Here is a 16,070-nt window from a genome sequence, read left to right on the forward strand (position 1 = left end):
TGCATTCAGGCACAGAGTGCCAGCTCAGGCGGCCCCGGCGATAAACCCTGGCCGCCTGACATGCATAATCAGCCTAGTTCATAAAGCGCGCTTGCGACAGTCGGCTAAGCTCGCACTTGGCAGTCGCACTGGGCATAGATTCAGTAGCATAGGTTCAGAGACATAAGCTCAGTAGCATAAGCCAGGGGCATAGCTTGAGCAGACGGGTTCAGAAACATGGCCCGAGATGTGGACGGCCTAATGCGCCGGCGGCTGCCACCAACTTGTGTCTATCGCCGGCATGTCGGCGGGCAAGGTGGGATTGGTCAACTCGAACACCCGTCTATTCCTCAGCCTGGTCACTAGCTGGCCATGATAGCTCAGGAAGAGGCGCTTGAAGGAGCCATCGGCCAGAGCCAGGCGCAGGCCCTTCTCTATGCGATTGGCCAATTGCCGGTTCGCCTTATTGACGAAGAAATAGATGGGATAGTCATAATGCAGCGCCAGTTGGCTATCGACCAACAGCCCAGGGTATTGCGGTCCCATGACGGCCATCTCGTCCCAGACCTCGTTGATGCCCCTGGGCACATAATCGAAGCGGCCGGCATTGAGCATGGGAAACAAGTTCTGATATTGAGTCACCCTCTGAACCTGCAGCCGATTGTGGGTCAATATCGCCAAGTCGGTCCAATCGGCACCGAAACCGGCCACAAAACGGCGCTGCAGCTGTTCCAGCGTCTCCAGTTTGGCAAACTTGGCCTGGTTGCGGCTATGGATCAGCAACACTCGGTAGCCCAGCAAGCCCTGCATGATAGGAATGCGTACGGCTAGCAGCCGTTGTTCGAGTTCCCGGCTGGTAGGCAGGAAGGCCACATCGACCTCCCCCTGCTCCAGCATGGCGATGCCGCGACTCTGGGTCACGGCCGTCGTCAGCGGCTGCAACGGCAAGCCGTTTGCTGCGCTCTCTGTGGCTGTGGTTTCAGTGTCTATTGTTTCAGGAGCTGCGATTTCGGCGGCTTGGCTCTTGCGTAACGCCAGCTCGAGCAGTTCGATCCGATATTGATATCTGAGATCTGTCTGAAAATAGCGTATCTGCTGCGCCGGCTGGGGCTGGGGCTTAGCCATGGCCGCACCAAACAGGCCACAGCCGAGCAACAGCAGACAGCCAACGCCTAAATTAACACAGGATGCAGAAATAAGTCTTAGCCTCATGAGCAGATACAGACACCGGCTTGCCGGCATAATAGAACACAAGAGTGACAGTATATAAGACATGGCGTCACTTGAATAGCATCCCCTTTGCAGTCAATTGCTTAGTGTCTTTAGCGTCCGGCTTAAGTGACCGACTTTGCAGTGCAAGAGTAAGGCGCATGTGGCCGGTCACACAGTGGAAACCAAAAGGGGCGCCGGCGGCGCCCCTTTTTTGAAACCAGGCTTAGACAATCGCCACCTCAGTCCGCCAACTCCTGCTCCAATTGCCGGGCAATCGCCTCGGGCGAGCCGCTGCCGCGGGCAAACACCCCGTAAGCCACAGGGATCACCACCAGGGTAAACAGGGTTGCCAGCAAGATCCCCGACAGCACCACCACCCCTATGACGAAACGCGTCTCGGCGCCGGCGCCTACCGCCAATACCAGAGGCACAGAGCCGGCCGCGGTCGTGATACCCGTCATCAATATGGGCCTGAGCCGTTGGCTCGATGCCTGGATGATGGCGCTATCGAAGTCAATGCCCCTGTCCCTGAGCTGATTGGCAAACTCGACGATGAGGATACCATTCTTGGCCGCCAGCCCCACCAGCATTATGATGCCAATCTGGCTGTAGATATTCAGACTCTGGCCCGTCAACCACAGGCCTATCAGGGCGCCCAGCGTCGCCAGGGGCACGGTCAACATGATCACCACAGGGTGCACATAACTTTCAAATTGCGCCGCCAGCACCAGGAAGACCACCCCGAGCGCCAGGACGAACACGAAGTAGATTGAAGCCCCTGACTCATCATAATCCAGCGATTGCCCCTTGTAGCTGATCACGGCTTCCGCCGGCAGATAGGTACTGGCAAGCCCGTTCAAATAGGTCAGCGCCTCACCCAGGCTGTAGCCGTCCGCCAGGCTGGCCTCTATGGTGATGGCCCGCATGCGGTTGTAGCGATTGAGGGAGCTGGCATCGGCAAACTCTTCCACAGAGACCAGGTTAGAGAGGGGGATCAACTCCTTGCTGCGCTCCGAGCGCACATAGATGTTTTGCAGATCACTCGCCGTATTCTGGCTCTCCCTGTTGCCTTCTATGATGACATCATACTCTTCACCATCACGCATGAAGCTGGTCACCAGGCGCGAACCCAGCATGGACTCCAGGGTACGGCCTATGTGGGAGATGGAGACCCCGAGATCGGCGGCCCTGTCCTTATCTATGACGACCCTCAGCTGTGGCTTGGTTTCCTGATAATCATGATCTAAACCGATCAGCTTGGGGTTTTTCGCCGCCTGCTCGAGAATGATATCCCGCCAGTTGGCCAGATCTTCGTAGCTGGGGCCACCCAGGACGAACTGCACCGGCTTGCCGACCCCGCGACCGAACGCCTGACGCATGATGGGAAAGGCCCTGACCCCCGCCAGATCCGCGAGACGGCTGCGAATATCGGCGATGATCTCCTTCACCGGCCGGCGCTTGCCCCAGTCTTCCAGCACTATGATGGCCATGCCGTTGGAGAAGTCCGCCGCCTGGCCGAAGCCCCTGGGAGCCCGGATCAGCAGGCGCATTATGTCGCCGCTGTCGACCAGCGGCATCAAGCGATTTTCGATCTCGTTCATATAGGATTCTATGTACTCATAGCTGGCACCCTGGGGGCCGTTGACCATGAGGAACAGGGAACCCCTGTCTTCCTGGGGAGCGAACTCCTGTGGCACCTTCTGCACCAGGTAGGCGCTGCTCGCCAATGCCGCCAGCACTATGGCCCCTATCAGCAGCGGCCTATGCATGGCCTGCTGCAGCCCCTTGCGATAGCTGGCTTGCAGCGCCGCCATGATGCCGTCGACCTTGCGCACCAGCCAGGCATCCTCGACCGCAGGCTTGAGCAGCTTGGAACACATCATGGGGCTGAGGGTCAGCGCCACCAGGCTGGAGAAGATCACCGCCGCACTCATGGTCACGGCAAATTCCTTGAACAACTTGCCCAGATCCCCCTCGAGAAAGGTAATGGGCATGAACACCGCCACCAGCACCAGCGTGGTCGCGACCACGGCGAACGCCACCTCGCGGGCTCCGAGAAACGCCGCCTTCAGCGGTGAGTCCCCCTCCTCCACCCGTCTATGGATATTTTCCAGCATGACAATGGCATCATCCACCACCATGCCGATGGCGAGGATCATCGCCAGCAGGGTCAAGAGGTTGATGGTGTAACCCATGACATAGAGCACTATGAAGGTGCCGAGCAAGGACACGGGCACGGTCAGCGCCGGGATCAACATGGCGCGCACACTGCCGAGGAACAGATAGATCACCACTATCACCAGGCTCAAGGCGATAAACAGTGTCTGGTAGACTTCCTTGATCGACGCCTCGATAAAGACGGAGCTGTCGTAGGAGCGCTTGATGGACATCCCCGCCGGCAGTGTCGGATTGATCTTGTCCACCAAGGCATTGGCGGCACGGGCCACCTCCAGGGTGTTGGCGGTCGACTGCTTGGAGACCCCCAGGCCTATCATGGCCTCCTTGTTGCCGCGGAACATGATGCGCTCTTCTTCCGAGCCTATTTCGACCTTGGCCACATCCCCCAACTTGACCAGATAACCGTCTTCCCCCTGGGTGATCACCAGGTTGGCGAAGTCCTCGGCGGTGCGAAAGCCGCGCTCCAGGCGCACGGTAAAGTGGCGCTCCTTGGACTCTATCGAGCCCGCGGGTAACTCGACGTTTTCCGAGCGCAGCGCCGATTCGATATCGGCCACCGTCAGGTTGCGCGCGGCCAGCGCCTGCCTGTCTATCCACACCCGCATGGCGTAAACCTTGCCACCGCCGATGCGGATGTTGGCCACCCCATCGACCACGGAGAAGCGATCCACCAGATAGCGGCGGGCATAGTCCGTCAGTTGCAGCGTGGTCATCTGATCCGACACCAGATTGAGCCACATGATCACTTCGTCACCGCCACTGGCTTTCTGCACTTCCGGTGGATCCGCCTCTTCCGGCAGGTTATTCAGCAGACCTGAGATCCTGTCGCGCACGTCGTTGGCGGCGGCCTCTATGTCGCGGCCTATGTCGAATTCCAGGGTGACGGATGAGCGGCCATCCCGGCTGGAGGAACTCACATGACGTATGCCTTCGACGCCGCTGATCCTGTCTTCGATCAGCTGGGTGATACGACTCTCTACCACGGCGGCACCGGCGCCGCGGTAGCTGGTCTCTATCGAGACTATCGGCGGATCTATGTTGGGATATTCCCGCAGCGGCAGCTTATCGAAGGCCACCAAACCGAAGGCGATCAGCAAGAGGCTGATAACCGAGGCGAATACCGGCCGTTTGACCGAGAGATCTGTCAGTATCATACTCGCGACTCCGTATCGGCATCGTCTTTGAAGCTGAACTGCTCGGCAAATTCCACTTTCACCTCATCGCCCGGGCGCACCTTGAGCAGGCCGCGGATGATGATCTGTTCCCCCAGCGCGACGCCGTCGGTGATTTCGACCCAACCCCGGGTCCGCAAGCCTATGCTCACCCGGCGGCGCTCCACCTTATTCTCCGCGTTGACGAAATACACGAAGTGTTGTTTCTGAATGGGGATGATCGCCGACTCGGGCAAGAGCACAGCGTCGCGGCTCTGCTTGATCAACTTGACCTTCATCAGCATCCCCGGCAGCAGCTGCAGCTTGGGGTTGGCAACTTCGGCCCTGACGATAACGGCGCGGGTGGTGGGATTGACCCGGCTGTCGATGGAGGTCACCAGTCCCTTGAACACCTGCTCAGGAAAGGCCACCGCCCTGGCCTCGACAACCTTGCCCGGCTGCAGATCCTGAATGAAGCGCTCGGGCACGGAAAAATCCAATTTGATGCGGGAGATGTCGTCCAGGGTGGTGATCTCCGTGCCCGGGGTCACCAGGCTGCCGACGCTGACCTGGCGCAGGCCGAGACGACCGGCGAAGGGCGCCGTGATATGCCTGTCTCGCAGCGCCGCTTCCGCCTGTTCCTGCTCTGCCCTGGTGGTATCTATCAGGGTCTGCAAGCGATCGCGTTCCAGCTCGGCCACCGTTTGACTGGTCACCAGGGTGCGGATCCGGTTCAGTTCGCGTATATGATCTTGCACCTTCACCTTGGTGACTTTCACCTTGGCCAACTGCTCGGCATTTTGCAGCTGCACCAACAGGTCCCCTTTCTTGACCAGGTCACCGTCGTCGAAATTAAGGGCGGTGATCCGATCTGTCACCTTGGGGGTAATGCTCACCGAGTCATAGGCCCTGTTGGTGCCTATCGCTTCGACCTCATCGCGGATGGCGACCAGCGCCGCCTTGGCCACCACCACCTTAGTGATGGCTTTCACCTTGGCCGGCAAGCTTGTCTGGGGCTGGAACTGCCGATAGCCGAGCCAGGCAAGGGCCAATACGGCGAGTATGAGTATTATTTTTTTCATCGAGGGTCCATGAGACAACAGGCTAGAATGCGGCTAGTTTACCGGCTCATGTTCGCGTATCAACCCGTTTTACTTTTACTTACAAATTACGCACATAGCTTAAGCGCTTCGCTTGGGTCCGCGTCGGTTCAATCTCCTCTGTGAGGGCGCAAAAAAAAATCCCCCGCAATGAGCGGGGGATTTGGCCGGCATGCAGAGCGCATCCGGTTTAGCGGGCGTTGGTGCTCTCGAAGATCTTGTCGGCCGAGGCGGCAACGAAACCAGAGTACAAGTTGCCGTCGGCCCCGGGGAAGCGACGGGCAAACTCGTAGAAACAGCTGGGGATCATGGCGCTGCCATCGCTGAACTCCACCATGACCTCGTCGGCCAGGGTCGAAGATTGCTTGAGCATCTGCTCTGGGCTGCCCTTGATCTCACCACCTGAGGTGTTGAGCGCAAAACCTGCCTGTTTCAGGGCCTGGTTGACCGAGTCCAGGGTCTCGAAGTTTTGCAGTGCATTGACAGACACAGTGAAGTGGTTGGCTCTGAAGCCCCATACCGCCAGCCAGGCAGCATATTCACTCTCGGCCAACAGGGTACGGTAGGCCGCCTGATCCAACTGCCAATGACGGCCGGAATAGAGGAAGTTATCCGCGGTCACTGCCTCAGGATCCATTTGCTCAACCAATTGGCTCACTATCGCCTGCAGCTCGGGAGAGCATTTCTCCAGCAACAACTCGGAGATAAACACCTTGGGCTGGTTGGCATCCGGATGCTCGAAATGCTTGGCATAGAGCTTCTTCGCCTCGAAATGGTATTCGCCGCACTCGACATAGCCGAGGGCCAGGAAATGCGCCGCCAGCTTGTCCAGGTTGACCTTCTCCAGATTGAAGGTACGCAGTGCGATATGGTCGTTCAGCACATCATTTTGCTGGGAAGATCCCAATAAGGCATGGATCTTGTCTGCCGACGGCGTGACCGTCAGGTAGTTTTGCCATAAGTGTGCGAAAAGCTCGTTGACCTGAGTATGCATATAAATCCTATCTTTAACTGTTGATACTAATGGTTTTATTTATCTTGCGGCGGAAACGTCGACGCTTGTCGCCGTATCGCCTATGCCCGAGCCTAAATGCTCAGACCCGGGCTCAAACTGGCCGGCAGGCTGACACTGTCGGCTTCTACCGATGACACGGGATAGGCGCAGTAGTCCGCCGCATAATAAGCACTCGCCCTGTGGTTGCCACTGGCACCTATGCCGCCGAATGGCGCGGCGCTCGACGCTCCCGTGATAGGTTTATTCCAGTTGACTATCCCGGCGCGGATGCGGCCGAAGAAGTGCCGATAATCGGCTTCATCATCTGCCAGCAGGCCCGCCGACAGGCCGAAGGCCGTGTTATTGGCCTCTTCGATGGCGGCATCGAAGTCATCGAAACGATAGACTTTCAGCAGCGGGCCGAAATGTTCTTCGTCCGGCAAGGGTGCGGCCCGGGTCACATCTATGATCCCCGGGGTGACGAAACCCAGCGCCGGATCTATTTGCCTCAGTTCCAGCAACGACACCCCGCCAGCTGCCTGGATCTCGGCCTGGGCCTTGACCATGCCGGCGGCGGCCTTGGCGCTTATCATGGCACCATAGAAAGGCTGTTCCTCGGCGAACGGCTGCCCCACCTTGATCTTTTGGCTGGCCTCGACCAGCTTGGCCAGGATGGCATCGCCATTGGCACTGTTTTGGATAAACAGGCGCCGGGCACAGGTGCAACGCTGGCCGCTGCTGATGAAGGCAGATTGTATTATATCGTGCACCGCGGCGTCGATATCGGCCACATCCTTGAGCACCAGAGGGTTGTTACCGCCCATCTCCAGCGCCAATATCTTGCCCGGCTGACCGGCATACTGCTGGTGCAGCAGGTGGCCCGTGTTGGAGCTGCCGGTGAAGAACAGACCGTCGATGCCGGGATGACAGGCCAACGCCTTGCCGGTGGCGACTTCGCCCTGTAACAGGCTGATGACGCCGGCCGGCAGTCCCGCCTCTTGCCACAGCTGCACAGTGTATTCGGCAACTTTTGGGGTCAGCTCAGATGGCTTGAACAACACGCTATTGCCGGCGATCAATGCCGGCACTATGTGGCCGTTGGGCAGATGACCCGGGAAGTTGTAGGGGCCGAATACCGCCACTACCCCATGGGGCTTATGCCGTATGAAGGCCCGCGCGCCCGCCATGGGATTTTCCACTGTGCCTGTGCGTTCCTTGTGAGCCTTGATGGAAATGGCTATCTTGCCCGTCATGGCCGCCACTTCGGTGCGGCTCTCCCATAACGCCTTGCCGGTTTCTTCGGCGATCAGCCGTGCCATGGTGTCGCTGTTGGCGGTCAGCTGTGCGGCGAAGGCTTCGACGACCTCGAGGCGCTCGGCCAGAGACAGGGCCGACCAGTGATAGAAGGCGACTCGGGCGGCCTTGACCGCGGCGTCCACCTGGGCGGCATCGGCGCCATGGCCCTGCCAGACGAGTTCGCCGTTGGCCGGGTTGATTGAGGCGAACAGGCCACCATGGCCCTGTTGCCACTCGCCGTTGATCAATTGCGCTTTATTCGTTTGTGTGGCTGAGCTCATTTGGCCCCCTTGTCGAGATTTAAATAACGCACGGCGTCGCCGTCGTTGACATTCAATGCATCCGCCATCGCCGGGCTCATCCACAGGCTATGGGACTCGCTGTCGAACCGGCAATCGTCGCTGACGGTGGCACGAAATGCCTGGCTTTCACAGTTGCAGACGGCCAACTGGTTCTGACCCCGGCGCGCGTCGGCGTCGGCGGTGATCACTACCCTGGCTCTATGGCTCTGCCTGACAGATTTGATCTGCTTCAACTGGGCTTCGACAGTCGGGCCGGCATCGAATAAGTCGACATAGCCCCTGTGATTGAAGCCTTCATTCTCGAGCAGCTTGAGCGCAGGCACGGTATTTTCATGCACCTGGCCTATCACCCGCCTGGCGCTTTCGGGCAACAGGTTGACGTAGATGGGATAACGCGGCATGAGATCGGCGATGAAGCCCTTGTTGCCTACGCCTATCAGGAGATCGGCGGCGCTGAAGTCCATGTTGAAGAAGTTGCTCTGTAACCAATTCCAGAATGGCGGCTGCCCCTGTTCGTCGGCCGCACCGCGCATCTCGGCGATCACCAGCTTGGCGAAACGCTTGGGCTGCTCGGCCATGAACATGAAGCGCACCTTGGACAGGAAGCGGCCATTGAGGCCGACCCTGTAGGGTTCACGCAGGAACAGGGTGCAAATTTCCGTCACCCCTGTGTAGTCGTTGCCGACCGTCAACACTTCTACCGGATTGAACACCCCCAACTCTTTGCACTGATGGACCACAGTGCTCTTGTGGAAATGATACAGGGGGGTGCTCAGGCCTACCGCGGCCTCTATGCCCGTGGTGCCGAGGATCTCGCCCGTGTCCGTGTCTTCGAGCACAAACAGGTAGCCCTCATCGCCCGGCTGGCTGATGTCGGCGGCGAAGCTATGCTCAGAGTGAGTAATTTTTTGGGTTAACTTCTGCTCATCGAGTGGCAAAGAGGTAAAACCTGCCCCCGATTCTCTGGCTATATTCAGCAGCGCAGGATAGTCCGATCCCTGAATTGGGCGGATCAATAACATATGTTTTTCCCTAAGGTAAAGATGAGAGGCGTCCAGGGCCGCTGGTGTCGGCGACCCCGGACGCGAGATGCCTTAGCCGGCGTTGGCCGCAACCAACTTGGCGATGGCGGTCTCGAAACGGGCCAGGCCCTGTTCTATGTCTTGCTCGGGGATCACGAGGGAAGGAGCGAAACGCACTACGTTATAGCCGGCCATCAACACCAGCAGGCCTTCTTCAGCGGCCGCCAGCATGAAATCACGGGACTTGCCGGCATAATCTGCATTGAGCGCCGCGCCGAGCAATAAGCCCTTGCCGCGCACTTCGCTGAACACCTTGTATTTTTCATTGATCGCCATCAGGCCGTCGCGGAACAGCTGTTCCCTCGCCTTGACGCCATTCAGGACTTCGGGCGTGTTGACCGTGTTGAACGACGCCAGGCCCACGGCGCAGGCCAGTGGGTTGCCGCCATAGGTGCTGCCGTGAGTGCCGACAACCAGATGCTTGGCCAGCTCAGTGGTGGTCAACATGGCGCCTATGGGGAAGCCGCCGCCCAGGGCCTTGGCCGTGGTCAACACGTCCGGGGTCACACCCAGTCCCATGTAAGCGTAGAGTTCGCCGGTACGGCCGACACCCGTTTGCACTTCGTCGAAGACCAGCAGGGCATTGTATTGGTTGCAGAGTTCACGCACGCCCTGGATGAATTCCGGGGTCGGATTGATGATGCCGCCCTCGCCCTGCAGTGGCTCCAGCACCACGGCACAGGTACGATCCGAGATCAACGCCTTGAGGCTGTCGAGGTTATTGTATTCGGCATGATCTATGTCCGCCGGCTTGGGGCCGAAACCATCTGAATAGGCAAGTTGGCCGCCGACGGATACGGTAAACAGAGTACGGCCATGGAAGCCTTGTTTGAAGGCGATGATCTGGGACTTCTCGGCACCATGGTTATTCAGGGCCACGCGGCGTACCAGCTTGAGGGCCGCCTCGTTGGCTTCGGCGCCCGAGTTGGCGAAATACACTTTCTCGGCGAAGGTGTTATCCACCAGCTGCTTGGCCAGCATCAGCGCAGGCTCGTTGGTCATGGTGTTGGACAGGTGCCATAGCTTGTTGGCTTGTTCGGTCAGGGCGTTGACCAGCACAGGGTGGCAATGACCCAGGCAGTTGACCGCGATACCGCCGGCAAAATCGATAAACTCGCGTCCCTGTTGATCCCAGAGTCTGGAGCCTTGGCCTTTGACGGGGATAATGGGAGACGGCGCGTAATTGGGAACCATCACTTCATCGAACATACTTCTGCTTATCTGCATACAAACCTCTTGACTCATTCATAAGGGACCGGTTGACCGGATATCTCGTTATTCCTTTATTATATTGAGCAGATATAGCAAAATGCAGCAGCAATAGGAACTAATTTCACAGTAAATTCGATAATTTGACGGAAATATTTAGCAATATGATAAGCAAAGAAGACGAACGCCTGCTGGCACTGCTCAAAAACAATGCCCGCATCAGCGTGTCGGATCTGGCCAGGGAGCTCAATCTGTCACGCTCGACGGTACAAACCCGCATCGCCCGCCTGGAGCAGACAGGCGTCATCAAGGGCTATGGGGTCGAATACGGCGAGGCCTATATCAGCAACCTGGTGTCGGCCCATGTGTCCATCAAGGTGCGACAAAAGTTCACCACCAAGACCAATGTCGAGCTGAAGAAGATGCATAGGATCTCCGAGCTATACGCCATCAGCGGCGAATACGATCTCATCGCCGTGGTACAGGCCCAAACCACAGAGCAGCTCAGTCACCTGCTGGATGACATAGGCAATCTGGATGGCGTGGAACGCACGACCTCGGCGGTGATCCTGGAAACCAAGTTCAAACGCTAGAGCAAGAGCAAGAGCCAGAGCCAGCGCCAGCACACAGTATTCTCGCATAAAATTGTCGCATCTGATTGTTGCATGAAGATTACCGCATAGCATTGTTTCCCAAAGATGACCTCATCCGGCTGTGACTCTGGAGCGTCAATGCCGGCGGCCCACACAGGCTTGCCTTGCCCGCACGCCATAAAAAAATCCCCCGCCTGGGCGAGGGATTTCTCAGACTAACAGCGCCAGTGTTAACGCTGGTTACGATCTTCTTTCATCAGGTTAGCCAACGCCTGGTAGACACCTGCCACCACTTCATTGCTCAGCGGCTCATCTTGGGCATCACGCAGCACTATCTTGGTCTGCTCAGATGCGTCGCCATCTTCGAGCAAGATGCGGTAATTGCCTTCCTTGAGCGGTAACTTGTCATCGCCCCACAGCGAGCTCCAGAAGCCGGAGTTATCGTTGAAGCTCAGGAAATACAGCCCCTTGTTGCTGTCCATGTCGGCAATCTCGAAGCCCATTTCCGGCAGGACGATACGCAGCCGGTCCCACACTTGCTTGTAAGGCGCGGCGGCTAACCAATAGGCCTGACCCGCTTGCTCACCTTCGCCGGCTTGGGGCTCGACCAGAGAGACCTCTATCCCCAGACTCTGCTGCAGACGGGCGGCCTTGATGGCTTTCTCGCGCTTGATGCTCATGTAAGACACGGCGCTGTTGAGCATATCCACGGTATAACGGCGCTTATCTTCGCCACTGAGCAGTATGTCCTGCTCGACACCGTTGTAATGTTCTTCATGCTCTACCAGGTCGATGGTCACATTACCGGTACGGCCATGGGGGCGGACTTCGACATTGAACCGGTAGCGCTGACGCAGCAGGTAGACCTTGTCGGCACTCCACATGTTGGACTCTATGACTTCCTGGCTCTCTATCCAGTCAGTTTCTATGCTGCCTTGCTCATAGTTTTCGCTTCGGCTGCCTATGCCCTGCTTGGCCATGAAGCCCTTGAGCGTAGAGAAGATTTCCTGCTTCAAATCCACCTTATTGTCTATGGACTCGACCACTATCTTGATGTTGTCGCTGCCCTCTTCCACATGGGTGCCTTCGGCCATGGGCAATACCTGCAGTGGCGGGCGTACGTCCAGACGTTTGCCGACCAACAGGGGATCGGCCTTGGGACCGATCGCCGGGATATTGTATTCCTGGTTGTAGCTGGGCTTATGCAAACCGGCCGGGATCACCAACTCGGGGGACGTGGCCGTGTTGACATAGGCGTCGTTGTCGTTGACCTGCCTTCTGTCCAGTGGCGAGCTACAGGCGGCAACGGCGGCGATCAACATGAGTGGAGTGACTTGCTTTAACATTAATTATTTAACCTCTATCCGGGCGGTTGTCATTGCATCTAACAGAAGACCATGACATTGCTCAGAAAGTTCAGTCAAAGGTAAACGAATATGTCCATGGCTGATGAGACCCATGCGGTGGGCGGCCCATTTCACCGGGATCGGATTGGCTTCACAGAAGAGCGCACTGTACAGGCCCCTGAGCGGGGTATCCAGCGTCAGCGCCAGCTCGGCATCGCCGGCCAGGGCGGCGTCACACATGGCTTTGAAGGCCTTGGGGACCAGGTTGTTGGCGACCGAGATCACCCCGTCACCACCGAGCAACAGGAACTCCCTGGCGCTGGCATCATCGCCGCTGTAGAGCTTGAAATCGGCACCGCACAGTTCGCGCAGCCGTGCCACCCGGCTCAAGTCGCCTGTGGCTTCCTTGATGCCTATGATGTTGTCGACACTCGCCAGTTCGGCCACGGTTTCGGGCAACATATCCACTGCGGTACGGCCAGGCACATTGTAAAGAATTTGCGGAATATCTGTGCTGGCGGCGACCGCTTTATAATGGGCAATCAATCCCTTGGGCGACGGCTTATTATAGTAAGGCGTGACCCCAAGCATGGCGTCTACGCCTATCTTGGTCAGGCCCTTGGTCAATTCTATGGCTTCGGCGGTGGCATTGCCGCCATTGCCGCCAATCACAGGGATGCGGCCGGCAACGAATTTGAGTATCTGGGCGACCACCTCGAGATGCTCGGACATAGGCAGGGTCGCCGACTCCCCTGTGGTACCCACGGCCACTATGGCATCAGTGCCCTGGTCTATATGGAATTCGACTAATCTTTCAAGACTTGCAAAATCTACTGCGCCATCACGCAACATTGGCGTGATAAGGGCTACGATGCTTCCGTTTATCATCTGGCTTCCCCAAGATTTCAGGATTCGCTATGGTACTTAGGCCAACCTCTAATGACAAGCATTAACGGGGCTCTCAAATCGATTTAGTTATGCTAGCATTAGCTCCCGCACCCAAACTCAGTTTTAGCGCCTGAGTTTTCGCTCCATGATCTCGAAAAGTGAGGAAAATACATGACCAACTATATGGTCGTAACGGCTATGGGCGTCGATCGTCCCGGCCTCGTCAGTAAACTTGCCCGACTCGCCAGTGATTGCGACTGCGACATAGTCGACAGCCGCATGGCATTATTTGGTAACGAATTTACCCTGATCATGATGTTATCTGGCTCCTGGGCGGCGATAACGAAAATTGAAAGCACACTCCCAAGTCTCAGCGTTGAGCTGGAGCTGATGACGGTGATGAAACGCACCTCCAAGCACACGCCACAGAACTATATCTCGCGCATCGAAGTCGACTTCAACGGTAAAGATCAACGCGGCACCATGAAACGCATCACCCAGTTCCTCGCCGACAGATCCTTGGATCTCGCCGCCGTACGCTCCTACTCGGAAGAAGTGTCGGCCGACACTCAGATCCAGCATGTTTACCTGTCGATCAATATTCCCGAGAAAGTCGAGCTGGAAAAACTGGAGCAGAGCATACATCAGCTGGCCCAGGATATGTCGCTCGACTGCAGCATCAAACGCATGCAAGGCATTGCTGCGCCCTAACCAAGAGTGCCACCGGAAGTAGCCAATGGCGATGGGAATGCCAGTCGCCATCCCAATAGAAGGAAACCAGATGAAGACCTTAAAGGCGGGCGATAACGCCCCACTCTTTACCCTAGAAGATCAGCACCAGCATGAGGTGTCGCTGCAGGATTGCCTGAGCCGAGGCCCGGTATTGGTATACTTCTACCCCAAGGCCATGACCCCGGGTTGCACAGTGCAGGCCTGTGGCCTGCGTGACAGCAAACCCGACCTGGACAGCCTGCAGGTGACGGTACTTGGCATCAGCCCGGATCCCGTCGCCCGACTGGCAAAATTTGCCGACAAGCACCAGCTCAACTTCCCCCTGCTCAGCGATGAAGATCATGCCATCGCCGACGCCTTCGGCGTGTGGGGCGAGAAGAAGTTTATGGGCAAGGTTTACGATGGCATCCACAGACTCAGCTTCCTGATAGGCACAGAAGGCAAGATCATTCATGTGTTTGATAAATTCAAGACCAAAGACCATCATCAGGTCGTCTTGGCCAAACTGGGCAAGTAAGCCCGGCAAAGCCGCGGCAAGCAATTCATTTACATGATGAAAAAAGGCCCTTAGTGGGCCTTTTTGCTGTCAAACTATTTCATTTGCTCACGCCGCTCAAGCTGTTTCATCCGTTCACGCCACTCTATCCGCTCAGGCTGTTTCATCCACTCAAGCGACTCTTTCTGCTCAAGCTGTTTCATCTGCTCAAGCCACTTTATCCAGCTGCTCAAGCTGTCAGCCCATATCCACCGAGTCAGGCATATAAGGCCAGAGGATAGCGCCCGCTATGCTCTGTTCTGCGTTTGCTGCTCTGGTTGCTCTGACTGCTCCGGCAGCGCCTGCTCGGTGGCTTCTTCCTGTGACATGTTGTCCTGGTGCTTGGGCCAGGCGTTGATCACGGCTTTCACCAGAGACGCCAGAGGAATGGCGAAGAACACCCCTAGTACTCCCCAGAGGCCGCCGAAGATGAGCACCGCCGCTATGATGACCACAGGATGCAAGTCCACCGCATCCGAAAACAGGATAGGCACCAGCACATTGCCGTCCAGCGCCTGGATGATGCCATAGCCCAGCATCAGATAGCCGAATTGCGGGCTCACGCCCCATTGGAAAAAGGCCACCAGCGCAATGGGCAAGGTCACCAGAGTCGCCCCCACATAGGGGATCAACACGCTCAGCCCAGTCAATACCCCCAGCAGTGCCGAATACCTCAAGCCCATCAAGGCGAAGAAGACGTAACTCGCCACCCCTATGATGATGATCTCTATCACCTTGCCGCGGATATAGTTGAAAATTTGCTGATCCATCTCGAACCAGACCTGACGGGCCAAGCCCCTGTTGCTGGGGAAGAAACGCTTACTGCCGCGAAGCAATTCGTCCTTGTCCTTGAGGAAGAAAAACACCAGCAGTGGCACCAGGATGGCGTAGACCATCCACACCAGCAGCGAAGCCGAGTAGCCAAGCAGCTGCTTGCCTATGTCGAACAGATGCTGGGTATCGAGCAGTTTCTTCAGCTCGGCCACCATGGTATCCAGCTGCTCCGAGCTGATAAACTGAGGATATTGATTGACCAGGCTCTGAGCCAGCTGCAGGCCTTTATCCAGCATCCCGGGTAAATCTGTGATCAGCCCCACCCCCTGGCGCCACAGGCTGGGGATCAGGCCGAAGAAAATCAGCAAACTGACACCGATAAACAGCACAAGTACCAAGGAGGCGCCCATGGTACGGTTGAGGCCACATCTTTGCATCTGGGCCACCGGCCACTCCAGCAGGAAGGCCAGGATCAGCGCCACCAGCAGGGGCGCCAATAAGCCGCCGGCAAAATAAATCAACAATGCCAGCCCCAACAGGATAAACATCAGGGTCACGGCCTGGGGATCACTAAAACGTTCTTTATACCAGCGAGCTAAAAATGTAAACATCCCAACTACCCATCCTAATTGTTCGCCAAAAGATCCTGTCGCGACAGGCTAGTGTTTCGTGCCGATTTACCCTTTAGCCTTATGCCAT

At 57.2% G+C, this 16,070-nt stretch carries 13 protein-coding genes; 3 read left to right on the forward strand and 10 right to left on the reverse strand.

Annotated elements, in window-relative coordinates:
• Positions 1 to 237: 237 nt before the first annotated feature.
• From HC757_RS17960 to HC757_RS17990, 7 genes are all read right to left on the reverse strand, one after another.
• Positions 238 to 1,104: a type 2 periplasmic-binding domain-containing protein gene (locus HC757_RS17960; RefSeq protein ID WP_169565827.1), complete on the reverse strand. Its 867-nt coding sequence runs from the start codon at positions 1,102 to 1,104 to the stop codon at positions 238 to 240.
• Between the two features lie 326 nt (positions 1,105 to 1,430).
• Positions 1,431 to 4,523, reverse strand: coding sequence for an efflux RND transporter permease subunit (locus HC757_RS17965; RefSeq protein ID WP_169565828.1), 3,093 nt, complete (start codon positions 4,521 to 4,523; stop codon positions 1,431 to 1,433).
• Complete coding sequence (locus HC757_RS17970; RefSeq protein WP_169565829.1) at positions 4,520 to 5,602, reverse strand: efflux RND transporter periplasmic adaptor subunit; 1,083 nt, start codon at positions 5,600 to 5,602, stop codon at positions 4,520 to 4,522. The genes HC757_RS17965 and HC757_RS17970 overlap by 4 nt, the downstream gene beginning before the upstream one ends.
• A 208-nt stretch (positions 5,603 to 5,810) precedes the next feature.
• Complete coding sequence (locus HC757_RS17975; protein WP_169565830.1) at positions 5,811 to 6,614, reverse strand: DUF1338 domain-containing protein; 804 nt, start codon at positions 6,612 to 6,614, stop codon at positions 5,811 to 5,813.
• A 92-nt stretch (positions 6,615 to 6,706) separates the two neighbouring features.
• Positions 6,707 to 8,191, reverse strand: a complete 1,485-nt coding sequence (gene astD / locus HC757_RS17980) for a succinylglutamate-semialdehyde dehydrogenase (RefSeq protein ID WP_169565831.1) — start codon at positions 8,189 to 8,191, stop codon at positions 6,707 to 6,709.
• The gene (astA, locus tag HC757_RS17985) at positions 8,188 to 9,234 is read right to left on the reverse strand and encodes an arginine N-succinyltransferase (RefSeq protein WP_169565832.1); all 1,047 of its coding nucleotides are present in this window, start codon (positions 9,232 to 9,234) and stop codon (positions 8,188 to 8,190) included. Before astA ends, astD begins: the two co-directional genes overlap by 4 nt.
• A gap of 72 nt (positions 9,235 to 9,306) precedes the next feature.
• Positions 9,307 to 10,521, reverse strand: coding sequence for an aspartate aminotransferase family protein (locus tag HC757_RS17990; RefSeq protein ID WP_169565833.1), 1,215 nt, complete (start codon positions 10,519 to 10,521; stop codon positions 9,307 to 9,309).
• Positions 10,522 to 10,667: 146 nt separating this feature from the next.
• Between HC757_RS17990 and HC757_RS17995 the strand changes: the two genes are divergently transcribed.
• Entirely contained in the window at positions 10,668 to 11,096 is a 429-nt protein-coding gene (locus HC757_RS17995) for an Lrp/AsnC family transcriptional regulator (protein ID WP_169565834.1), read from the forward strand.
• Positions 11,097 to 11,326: 230 nt separating this feature from the next.
• On the opposite strand, the gene bamC is transcribed toward HC757_RS17995, so the two are convergent.
• Positions 11,327 to 12,442, reverse strand: coding sequence for an outer membrane protein assembly factor BamC (gene bamC / locus HC757_RS18000; RefSeq protein ID WP_169565835.1), 1,116 nt, complete (start codon positions 12,440 to 12,442; stop codon positions 11,327 to 11,329).
• A 3-nt stretch (positions 12,443 to 12,445) separates the two neighbouring features.
• Positions 12,446 to 13,330, reverse strand: a complete 885-nt coding sequence (dapA, locus tag HC757_RS18005) for a 4-hydroxy-tetrahydrodipicolinate synthase (protein WP_169565836.1) — start codon at positions 13,328 to 13,330, stop codon at positions 12,446 to 12,448.
• 171 nt (positions 13,331 to 13,501) lie between these two features.
• Between dapA and HC757_RS18010 the strand changes: the two genes are divergently transcribed.
• A complete protein-coding gene (locus HC757_RS18010; protein ID WP_169565837.1) occupies positions 13,502 to 14,041 on the forward strand; it encodes a glycine cleavage system transcriptional repressor in 540 nt (179 codons plus the stop codon).
• Positions 14,042 to 14,111: 70 nt separating this feature from the next.
• Positions 14,112 to 14,579 (forward strand): thioredoxin-dependent thiol peroxidase, encoded by a 468-nt coding sequence (bcp, locus tag HC757_RS18015; RefSeq protein WP_169565838.1) that lies wholly within the window; start codon positions 14,112 to 14,114, stop codon positions 14,577 to 14,579.
• Between the two features lie 266 nt (positions 14,580 to 14,845).
• Here bcp and HC757_RS18020 read toward each other — a convergent pair whose 3' ends face one another.
• Complete coding sequence (locus tag HC757_RS18020) at positions 14,846 to 15,982, reverse strand: AI-2E family transporter (RefSeq protein ID WP_169565839.1); 1,137 nt, start codon at positions 15,980 to 15,982, stop codon at positions 14,846 to 14,848.
• Positions 15,983 to 16,070: the final 88 nt, after the last annotated feature.

The sequence above is a fragment of the Shewanella salipaludis genome (genome assembly GCF_012911865.1).
Classification (GTDB): domain Bacteria; phylum Pseudomonadota; class Gammaproteobacteria; order Enterobacterales; family Shewanellaceae; genus Shewanella; species Shewanella salipaludis.

What these genes read in the sequence shown, in the direction of transcription:
- HC757_RS17960 (WP_169565827.1), bottom strand. Translation starts at nt 1,104, where the DNA reads ATGGCTAAGCCCCAGCCCCAGCCGGCGCAGCAGATACGCTATTTTCAG.
- HC757_RS17965 (WP_169565828.1), bottom strand. Translation starts at nt 4,523, where the DNA reads ATGATACTGACAGATCTCTCGGTCAAACGGCCGGTATTCGCCTCGGTT.
- HC757_RS17970 (WP_169565829.1), bottom strand. Translation starts at nt 5,602, where the DNA reads ATGAAAAAAATAATACTCATACTCGCCGTATTGGCCCTTGCCTGGCTC.
- HC757_RS17975 (WP_169565830.1), bottom strand. Translation starts at nt 6,614, where the DNA reads ATGCATACTCAGGTCAACGAGCTTTTCGCACACTTATGGCAAAACTAC.
- astD (WP_169565831.1), bottom strand. Translation starts at nt 8,191, where the DNA reads ATGAGCTCAGCCACACAAACGAATAAAGCGCAATTGATCAACGGCGAG.
- astA (WP_169565832.1), bottom strand. Translation starts at nt 9,234, where the DNA reads ATGTTATTGATCCGCCCAATTCAGGGATCGGACTATCCTGCGCTGCTG.
- HC757_RS17990 (WP_169565833.1), bottom strand. Translation starts at nt 10,521, where the DNA reads ATGCAGATAAGCAGAAGTATGTTCGATGAAGTGATGGTTCCCAATTAC.
- HC757_RS17995 (WP_169565834.1), top strand. Translation starts at nt 10,668, where the DNA reads ATGATAAGCAAAGAAGACGAACGCCTGCTGGCACTGCTCAAAAACAAT.
- bamC (WP_169565835.1), bottom strand. Translation starts at nt 12,442, where the DNA reads ATGTTAAAGCAAGTCACTCCACTCATGTTGATCGCCGCCGTTGCCGCC.
- dapA (WP_169565836.1), bottom strand. Translation starts at nt 13,330, where the DNA reads ATGATAAACGGAAGCATCGTAGCCCTTATCACGCCAATGTTGCGTGAT.
- HC757_RS18010 (WP_169565837.1), top strand. Translation starts at nt 13,502, where the DNA reads ATGACCAACTATATGGTCGTAACGGCTATGGGCGTCGATCGTCCCGGC.
- bcp (WP_169565838.1), top strand. Translation starts at nt 14,112, where the DNA reads ATGAAGACCTTAAAGGCGGGCGATAACGCCCCACTCTTTACCCTAGAA.
- HC757_RS18020 (WP_169565839.1), bottom strand. Translation starts at nt 15,982, where the DNA reads ATGTTTACATTTTTAGCTCGCTGGTATAAAGAACGTTTTAGTGATCCC.